This window comes from Rhodococcus phenolicus, assembly GCF_001646785.1.
In the GTDB taxonomy this organism is placed as follows: Bacteria; Actinomycetota; Actinomycetes; order Mycobacteriales; family Mycobacteriaceae; genus Rhodococcus; species Rhodococcus phenolicus.
In genome coordinates, this window is record NZ_LRRH01000161.1 from 1 (window position 1) to 8616 (window position 8616).

At 69.8% G+C, this 8616-nt stretch carries 6 protein-coding genes and 2 pseudogenes; 3 read left to right on the top strand and 5 right to left on the bottom strand.

Annotated elements, in window-relative coordinates; all coding sequences use genetic code 11:
• Positions 1-84: 84 nt before the first annotated feature.
• A pseudogene (locus tag A8G15_RS31310) lies at positions 85-240 on the top strand (nucleoside triphosphate pyrophosphohydrolase family protein); the annotation flags it as partial.
• Here A8G15_RS31310 and A8G15_RS28315 read toward each other — a convergent pair.
• The 5 genes and pseudogenes from A8G15_RS28315 to metH all read right to left on the bottom strand — a co-directional run.
• A pseudogene (locus A8G15_RS28315) lies at positions 241-339 on the bottom strand (phosphoribosyl-ATP diphosphatase); the annotation flags it as partial.
• A complete protein-coding gene (locus A8G15_RS28320; protein WP_068166529.1) occupies positions 336-1262 on the bottom strand; it encodes a pseudouridine synthase in 927 nt (308 codons plus the stop codon). The gene A8G15_RS28320 and the pseudogene A8G15_RS28315, both read right to left, overlap by 4 nt.
• Positions 1263-1264: 2 nt before the next feature.
• On the bottom strand, positions 1265-2125 hold the full coding sequence (gene trhO / locus A8G15_RS28325) for an oxygen-dependent tRNA uridine(34) hydroxylase TrhO (protein ID WP_068166521.1): 861 nt from the start codon (positions 2123-2125) through the stop codon (positions 1265-1267).
• 1 nt (position 2126) lies between these two features.
• Positions 2127-2840, bottom strand: coding sequence for an HAD family hydrolase (locus A8G15_RS28330; RefSeq protein ID WP_068166523.1), 714 nt, complete (start codon positions 2838-2840; stop codon positions 2127-2129).
• The gene (gene metH, locus A8G15_RS28335; RefSeq protein ID WP_068166524.1) at positions 2833-6402 is read right to left on the bottom strand and encodes a methionine synthase; all 3570 of its coding nucleotides are present in this window, start codon (positions 6400-6402) and stop codon (positions 2833-2835) included. The genes A8G15_RS28330 and metH overlap by 8 nt, the downstream gene beginning before the upstream one ends.
• A 51-nt stretch (positions 6403-6453) precedes the next feature.
• Between metH and A8G15_RS28340 the strand changes: the two genes are divergently transcribed.
• Together A8G15_RS28340 and A8G15_RS28345 are read left to right on the top strand one after the other, a co-directional pair.
• On the top strand, positions 6454-7347 hold the full coding sequence (locus A8G15_RS28340) for a PAC2 family protein (RefSeq protein ID WP_068166525.1): 894 nt from the start codon (positions 6454-6456) through the stop codon (positions 7345-7347).
• Complete coding sequence (locus A8G15_RS28345; RefSeq protein ID WP_068166527.1) at positions 7344-8507, top strand: MFS transporter; 1164 nt, start codon at positions 7344-7346, stop codon at positions 8505-8507. Before A8G15_RS28340 ends, A8G15_RS28345 begins: the two co-directional genes overlap by 4 nt.
• Positions 8508-8616 lie beyond the last annotated feature (109 nt).

An 8616-nucleotide genomic window follows, 5' to 3' on the forward strand; every position in this document is an offset into this window, starting at 1 on the left:
CACCGGGCAGCGGCGGCGTTTCGACAGTCGCCGCACCCTCGCGTTCCGGCCCGGGGACGCCGCGCGCAGGGCATCGGTCCGGACATGAAACAATGGGCTCCCGTGAAGACCTTCGAATCCCTGTTCGCCGAGCTGTCCGAGCGTGCCGTGACCCGTCCCGAGGGTTCCGGCACCGTTGCCGCATTGGACGCCGGCGTCCATGCGCAGGGCAAGAAGGTGATCGAGGAGGCCGGCGAGGTGTGCGGCACCGGTGCCGGAACCAACGGGACGGGTCACGGCACGCTCGGACAGCTCGGCGAACAGGGATTCGAAGGTCTTCACGGGAGCCCATTGTTTCATGTCCGGACCGATGCCCTGCGCGCGGCGTCCCCGGGCCGGAACGCGAGGGTGCGGCGACTGTCGAAACGCCGCCGCTGCCCGGTGAGCGGATCGTCGAACTCGAGGGTGCGGGCGAGCAGCTGCAGCGGAGCGGTGAAATCACCGGGCGCGCGACGCCGGAACTGCGGATAGAAGTCGTCCCCGACGATCGGGGCACCCAGGGAATTCAGATGCAACCGCAACTGGTGGGTGCGGCCGGTGCGCGGAAACAACCGATAGCGGGCCCGGTCCCCGGCGTGCTCGACCAGTTCGATGCGGGTTTCGGAGTTCGGTTCCCCCGGCACCTCGACGGCGGTGAGCTCACCGTGCCGCTTGTGGATGCGGCTGCGCACGACCCGCGGGAACTCGACGCCGGGCCGGTACGGGGCGATCGCCTCGTACACCTTGCGGACCCGCTGCCGTTCGAACAGTTCCTGATAGGGACGCCGCAAACCCGGGTCGGTGGTGCACAACAGCACCCCGGCGGTCATCCGGTCCAGGCGATGCACCGGCACCAGATCCGGCAGGTCCAGGTCCCGGCGCAACCGCACCACCACCGTCTCCCGGATGTGCGCGCCCCGCGGGATCGTCGCCAGGAAATGCGGCTTGTCCACCACCACCAGCCCCGCCTCGTGGTGCAGCACCTCCACCGCGAACGGCACCGGCAGCTCCGGCGCCGGCTCCCGGTAGAAGTACACGAACCGGGAGGGCTGATACCGGGTGTGCCCGTCGACGGCGCGTCCGTGCTCGTCGACCAGTTCCCCCGCCGCCATGCGCGCGGCCCAGTCCTCCCCGGGATGCGCGGCGTGCAGGAACTCGACGACGGTGCGCGCGGCGCCGTCGGCGGGCATCCGCACCCGATCCGGGCCGAGTCCGTCCCGGATCGGCAGCGGCGCGGCGGGCACGGTCAGGGACCGGCCGGGTCGGGTACGCAGCTCTCGCACACCAGCGTCTGTGCGCGCCCGTCGACATCCGGATGGTTGCGGTACCGCGAGGTCGGCGTCTCGCACAGCGAACACCGGCCGAGAGTGACCGCGTCCGAGGAGAATTCGACGTTCATGCGCCCGTCGAACACGTACAGCGAACCCTCCCACAGGCCACCGTCCCCGAACGTCTCCCCGTACCGGACGATGCCGCCGTCGAGCTGGTACACCTCGCCGAACCCGCGGTTGCGCATCAACGCCGAGAGGACCTCGCAGCGCACCCCGCCGGTGCAGTAGGTGACCACCGGCCGGGACTTGAGATGGTCGTAGCGGCCACTGTCGAGTTCGGCGACGAAATCGCGGGTCGTGGCCACATCCGGCACGATCGCATCCCGGAACCGGCCGATCTGCGCCTCGAAGCTGTTGCGGCCGTCGAAGAACACCACATCGTCGCCGCGGTCGGACACCAGCGCGTGCAACGCCAGCGGCGACAGGTGCTCCCCACCGCCGACGACGCCGTGCTCGTCGACCTTCACCTCGTCGGGCACCCCGAAGGTGACGATCTCGCGGCGCACCTTCACCGACAACCGCGGAAAATCGGCGCCGGTGCCGTCCGACCACTTCACGTCGGTGTCCTTGAACGCGGCATAGCTGCGCAGACCCCGCACGTATTTCTTCACGTCGGCGATGTCACCGCCGACGGTGCCGTTGATGCCGTGCTCGGAGATCAGGATGCGCCCGGTCAGGTTGTGCGCCGACGCGAGGGTGTGCTGCCACAACCGGATCGCTTCCGGATCGGCCAACGGTGTGAACTTGTAGAACAGCACGATCTTCGGGACGGCCACGTCAGCGCTCCCCGGCGGCGTGCAGTTCCCGCAGATCACCCACGGTCAGCCCCTCGAGGCTGGACCGGAACACCCGCCGCGGCGACCCCGGCACCGTCGTCAGCGACGGCACCACCAGCACCGTGCAACCCGCCGCGTCCGCCGCGGCCGCCCCGGTCGGGGAATCCTCCACCGCCAGGCACTGCGCCGGGTCGAGACCCAGCAGCTCCGCCGCCCGCAGGTACGGCGCCGGATCCGGCTTGCCCATCGGCACCTCGTCGCCGCACACGGTGTGATCGAAATGGGTGCGGTCGAGGGTCTCGAGCGCCACCTCGCACAACCGGCGGCCGGTGTTGGTCACCAGCGCCTGCCCGAGTCCGGCCGCCCGCACCGCACCCAGCGCGGCCCGGGCCCCGGGCCGCCACGGCAGGCCCTTCGCGAACAACCCGGCCATGAACGCGTTGAGCCAGTTCTCGGCGGCGGTCTGCTCGTCCGGTGTCGGGGCCAGACCCAGACCGTCGAAGGTGCGCCACACCGACAGATCCAGCGGCCCGCCGATCGTCGAGATCCGCGTTTCCTCCGACATCGGACCACCCAGATGCAGCGACAACTCGCGCATCCCGATATCCCACAACTGTTCGGACTCGAGCAGCGTGCCGTCCATGTCCCACAGCACCGCCCGCAGCGCACCGGCCGGTGCCGGCGCGCCGAGGACGGGGTCGATCAGCTCAGACATTGAAGTACTTGGCCTCCGGGTGGTGCAGAACGAACGCATCGGTGGACTGCTCGGGATGCAACTGCAGCTCCTCCGACAGTTCCACCCCGATCCGGCCGGGTTCGAGCAATTCGACGAGCTTGATGCGGTCCTCGAGATCCGGGCACGCACCGTAGCCGAACGCGAACCGCGCCCCCCGATACCCGAGCTTGAAGTAGTCCGCCACATCGGCCGGATCGTCGTCGGCGGCGGTACCGCCCCCGGCGAACGCCAGCTCCTGCCGCACCCGGCGATGCCAGTACTCGGCGAGCGCCTCGGTCAGCTGCACCCCGAGACCGTGCACCTCCAGGTAGTCGCGGTAGGAGTTCGCGGCGAACAACTCGTTCGCGAAGTCCGCGATCGGCTGCCCCATCGTCACCAGCTGGAACGGCCACACATCGACCTGCCCGGTGCGCTGCGCCTCCTCCCGCGACCGCACGAAATCGGCGATGCACAGGAACCGGGTGCGCTGCTGCCGCGGGAACGTGAACCGGTAGCGCTCGGGGGCGTCCGGCCGCGGCTCGCTGAGCACCACCACGTCGTCGCCCTCGGACACCGCCGGGAAATACCCGTACACCACCGCGGCGTGCGCCAGGATCCCCTCGGTCGACAACCGGTCCAGCCAGTGCCGCAACCGCGGCCGGCCGTCGGTCTCCACCAGTTCCTCGTAGGACGGCCCGTCCCCGCCGCGCTGCCCGCGCAGTCCCCACTGGCCCAGGAACAGGGCCCGCTCGTCGATCAGGCCCGCATAGTCGGCGAGCGAGATGCCCTTGACGACGCGGCTACCCCAGAACGGCGGTGTCGGCACCGGCAGATCCGCCGCGACGTCGCTGCGCGCGGGAATCTCCACCGGGGTCTCCGCCGCCCGACGCTTCTCCGCGATGCGCTTGCTGCGTTCGTGCCGGGCCTTTCGTTCGGCGGCCTTCTCCCGCGCCGCGATCGCCTCCGGGCTGTCCGGCGCCGGACCCTCCCCACGCTTGACGGCCATGATGCGATCCATCAACGCCAGGCCCTCGAACGCGTCCCGCGCGTACGACACCTCACCCTCGTAGATCTCGGCCAGATCGTCCTCGACGTACCCGCGGGTCAGCGCGGCCCCGCCGAGCAGCACCGGGAACTGCTCCGACACCCCGCGGGCGTTGAGTTCCTCGAGGTTCTCCTTCATCACCACCGTCGACTTGACCAGCAGACCCGACATGCCGATCACATCGGCGCGCTTGTCGACCGCAGCGTCGAGGATCGTCGCGATCGGCTGCTTGATACCGAGATTCACGACCTCGTAGCCGTTGTTGGACAGGATGATGTCCACCAGATTCTTGCCGATGTCGTGCACATCGCCCTTCACGGTCGCCAGCACGATACGGCCCTTGCCGTCCGCGCCGGTCGACTCCATGTGCGGCTCCAGATACGCGACCGCCGCCTTCATCACCTCGGCGGACTGCAGCACGAACGGCAACTGCATCTGCCCGGACCCGAACAGCTCACCGACCGTCTTCATGCCCGACAGCAGCGTGTCGTTGATGATCGACAGCGGCGGCACCTCGACCATCGCCGCATCCAGGTCCGCCTCCAGGCCGTTGCGTTCCCCGTCGACGATGCGTCGCTCGAGCCGCTCGAACAACGGCAACGCCGCCAACTCCTGCGCGCGGGACTCGCGCGCCGACGCCGCCGACACCCCCTCGAACAGCTCCATCAGCTTCTGCAACGGGTCGTACCCCTCGGCGCGCCGGTCGTACACCAGATCCAGCGCGACCTGCCGCTGCTCCTCGGGGATCCGCGCCATCGGCAGGATCTTCGACGCGTGCACGATCGCGGTGTCCATGCCCGCCTCGACACACTCGTGCAGGAACACCGAGTTCAGCACCTGCCGCGCCGCCGGATTCAGGCCGAACGACACATTCGAGATCCCCAGCGTGAAATGCACCTGCGGATACCGGCGGTGGATCTCGCGGATCGCCTCGATCGTCTCGATGCCGTCGCGACGCACCTCCTCCTGACCGGTGGAGATCGGGAACGTCAGCGCATCGACGATGATGTCGTCCTGCGCGAGCCCCCAGTTCCCGGTCAGATCGGTGATCAGGCGCTCGGCGATGCGCACCTTGTGCTCGGCGGTACGCGCCTGCCCCTCCTCGTCGATCGTCAACGCCACCACCGCGGCGCCGTGCTCGACGACATGCTCCATGATCCGCTGGAACCGCGACCCCGGTCCGTCCCCGTCCTCGTAGTTCACCGAGTTCACCGCGCAACGGCCACCGAGATGCTCGAGACCGGCCTTGATCACGTCCGGCTCCGTCGAGTCGATCATGATCGGCAGCGTCGACGCCGTCGCGAACCGCGACGCCAGCGCCGCCATGTCCGCCGCACCGTCACGACCGACATAGTCGACGTTCAGATCCAGCATGTTCGCGCCGTCGCGGATCTGATCCTTCGCGATGTCCAGGCACTTGTCGTAATCCGCCGACAGCATCGCCTCACGGAACGCCTTCGACCCGTTCGAATTGGTGCGCTCGCCGATCATCAGGATCGACGACTCCTGCTCGAACGGCACCGCCGCATACAACGACGACACGCCCGGCTCCGCCACCGGCCGGCGCTCCGCCGGCCGCAGCTCCCGCACCGCGTCCGCGACCTGCCGGATGTGCTCCGGTGTCGTACCGCAGCAACCACCGACCAGCGACAGCCCGTACTCGGTGACGAACCCGCTCAACGCCTCGGCGAGCTCCTCCGGCGACAACGGGTATTCGGCACCGTTCGCACCCAGCACCGGCAGACCCGCATTGGGCATCACCGACACCGGCACCTCCGAGTGCTGCGACAGATACCGCAGATGCTCGGTCATCTCCGCCGGACCGGTCGCACAGTTCAACCCGATCAGATCGACACCCAGCGGAGCCAGCGCGTTCAGCGCCGCCCCGATCTCCGAACCCAGCAGCATCGTGCCGGTCGTCTCCATCGTCACGTGCGTGATCACCGGCACGCGGCGGCCGGCCCGCTCCATCGCGCGGCGACTACCGACGATCGCGGCCTTCGCCTGCAGCAGATCCTGACAGGTCTCGACGAGGATCGCGTCGGCCCCGCCCTCGATCATGCCGAGCGCCGACTCGACGTACGCGTCGCGCAGCGCCTCGAACGGCGCATGGCCCAGCGTCGGCAGCTTCGTTCCCGGACCCATCGAGCCGAGAACGAAACGCGGCATGCCGTCGGCACCCGGCCCCATCTCGTCGGCCACCTCACGGGCCAGGCGGGTACCACGTTCGGACAGGTCACGGATACGGTCGGCGATGTCGTAGTCGGCGAGATTGGGCAGGTTGCAGCCGAAGGTGTTCGTGGAGACGGCATCGGCACCGGCCTCGAAATACGCGCGGTGGATACCGCGGATCACATCCGGCCGGGAGTCGTTGAGAATCTCGTTGCACCCCTCGAGGCCGCGGAAGTCGTCCAGCGACAGATCCGCGGCCTGCAACATGGTGCCCATCGCCCCGTCTCCGACGACAACGCGCCGCGACAGCGCATCGAGCAAGGCAGAGTGCAATGGGGTGGACATGGGCACCAGACTAGTGGGCGCCCGATCGCGCCCTGGCCGTAGGCTGGACAGGTGAGCGAAAGTCAATCCACCGACGACACCGGAACGGATGTCCCCGTCCTGCGCAATCCGGTGCTCGTCGCCGCGTTCGAAGGCTGGAACGATGCCGGCGACGCCGCCAGCGGCGCCGTCGAACACCTCGAACTGATCTGGGATGCCGAACCGTTCGCCGAACTCGACTCCGAGGAGTTCTACGACTACCAGGTCAACCGGCCCCAGGTGCGGCTCGTCGACGGCGTCACCCGCGAAATCGACTGGCCCGCCACCCGCCTGTCCGTGTGCTCGCCACCCGGCAGCGACCGCGACATCGTGCTGCTGCGCGGCATCGAACCGAACATGCGCTGGCGCAGTTTCTGCGACGCCATCCTCGAACTCGTCGAGGAAATCGGCGCCCACACCGTCGTCATCCTCGGCGCCCTGCTCGCCGACACCCCGCACACCCGGCCCGTCCCCGTCACCGGCACCGCCTACAGCGCCGACGCCGCCAAGAAGTTCAACCTCGAAAAATCCCGCTACGAAGGACCCACCGGCATCACCGGGGTCCTGCAGGACGCCTGCGTGCGCGCGGGCATCCCCGCCGTGTCGTTCTGGGCGGCCGTCCCCCACTACGTGTCCCAGCCGCCGAACCCCAAGGCGACGGTCGCGTTGCTGCGCCGCGTCGAGGACGTCCTCGACATCGAAGTACCCCTCGGCGAACTGCCCACCCTCGCCGAGGAATGGGAACAGACCGTCACCGAGATGACCGAGGACGACGAGGACATCATCGAATACGTCCGCACCCTCGAAGAACGCGGCGACGCCGAAACCGGCCTCGACGACACCATCTCCACCATCGACGGCGACGCCATCGCCGCCGAATTCGAGAAATACCTGCGCCGGAGGGGACCGGGCGGCCTGTCCCAGTGAACGACGCCCGACCCGCGCTGCAACGCGCGGCGCTGTACGTCGGCGGGTTCCTCGGCCCCTTCGGCGGCGGTGTCGTCACCTCGATGCTGCCCGAGATCGCCGCCGACACCGGCGTGAGCACCGGCGACGCCGCCCTCACCATCACCGCCTACCTCGGCCCCTTCGCCCTCGCCATGCTCGTCTCGGGCACCCTCGGCGCACGGTGGGGCCGCGTCCGGACCGTCCGCACCGCCTACGCCGTGTACGCCCTCGCCGCACTGGCCTCGGCCCTCGCACCCACCATGACGCTGCTGCTCGGCACCCGCGTCCTCCAGGGCGTCGCCAACGCCTTCACCACCCCGCTGCTGCTCGCGGCGCTGGCGGTGATCACCCCGAAAGACCACCTCGGACGCGCACTCGGACTCTTCGGCGCCATGCAGGCCGCCGGGCAGACCATCGCCCCGCTCGTCGGCGGCCTCGCCGCCGAGGTCGGCTGGCGGTGGGCGTTCGTGGTGCTCGCCGCCGCCGCGGTCGTCCTCGCCGTCGTCGGCCTGCCCGGCGGACTCGGCGGACCACCCGACACCGGTCCCGCCCGGCTGCGCGACGCCCTGCGTCCCCGCGTCCTGCGCATCGGCCTCGTCGCGCTCCTCGGATGGGGCGCCCTCGGCGGGCTCAGCTTCCTGCTCGCCTTCCGCGCCGAGGACTTCTTCGGCCTCGCTCCCGCCCAGCGCGGCGCCCTGCTCACCGGATTCGGCATCGCCGGCATCCTCAGCGCGCGGCGCGTCGGGACACTCGTGGACCGCATCGGAGCATCCGTCACCGTGCTGATCGGGTCGCTCGCCGGCGCCGCACTCGTGGTCGTCGTCGGTGTCGCCCCGACGCTGTGGCTCGTCGCCATCGCCTGGTTCGCCGCCGGTGTCGCCTCGCAATGCGTGCTCGTCGGGGTCAACGCCGCCGTGCTCGGCGGCGAAGGCCGGAACCGGGGCGGCGCGGTGTCGGTGGTGCAGGCCTTCCGGTTCGGCGGCGGCGCCGCCGCACCGATGACCCTGACCCCGCTGTACGCGGCCGCACCGCTGGCGAGTTTCGTGCTGCCGGCGCTGCTGCTCGCGATCGTCGCACCCGTGGCGATGCCCAAGGACGCCACGAAACCGGCAGACGATGCACCACCCGCCCCCGACTGACGCCCCGGTTCCGGCCTTCGCCGCCGAGCACGGCGGCGTTGACCCCGACGAGCACGCATTGCGAGGCGACACCGGCGGCGACCAAGGCGCTGGGGACGAGCCACCGCGC

Excerpts from the sequence above, each read along its gene's own strand:
- A8G15_RS28330 (WP_068166523.1), bottom strand. The coding sequence starts at position 2,840 with ATGTCTGAGCTGATCGACCCCGTCCTCGGCGCGCCGGCACCGGCCGGT.
- metH (WP_068166524.1), bottom strand. The coding sequence starts at position 6,402 with ATGTCCACCCCATTGCACTCTGCCTTGCTCGATGCGCTGTCGCGGCGC.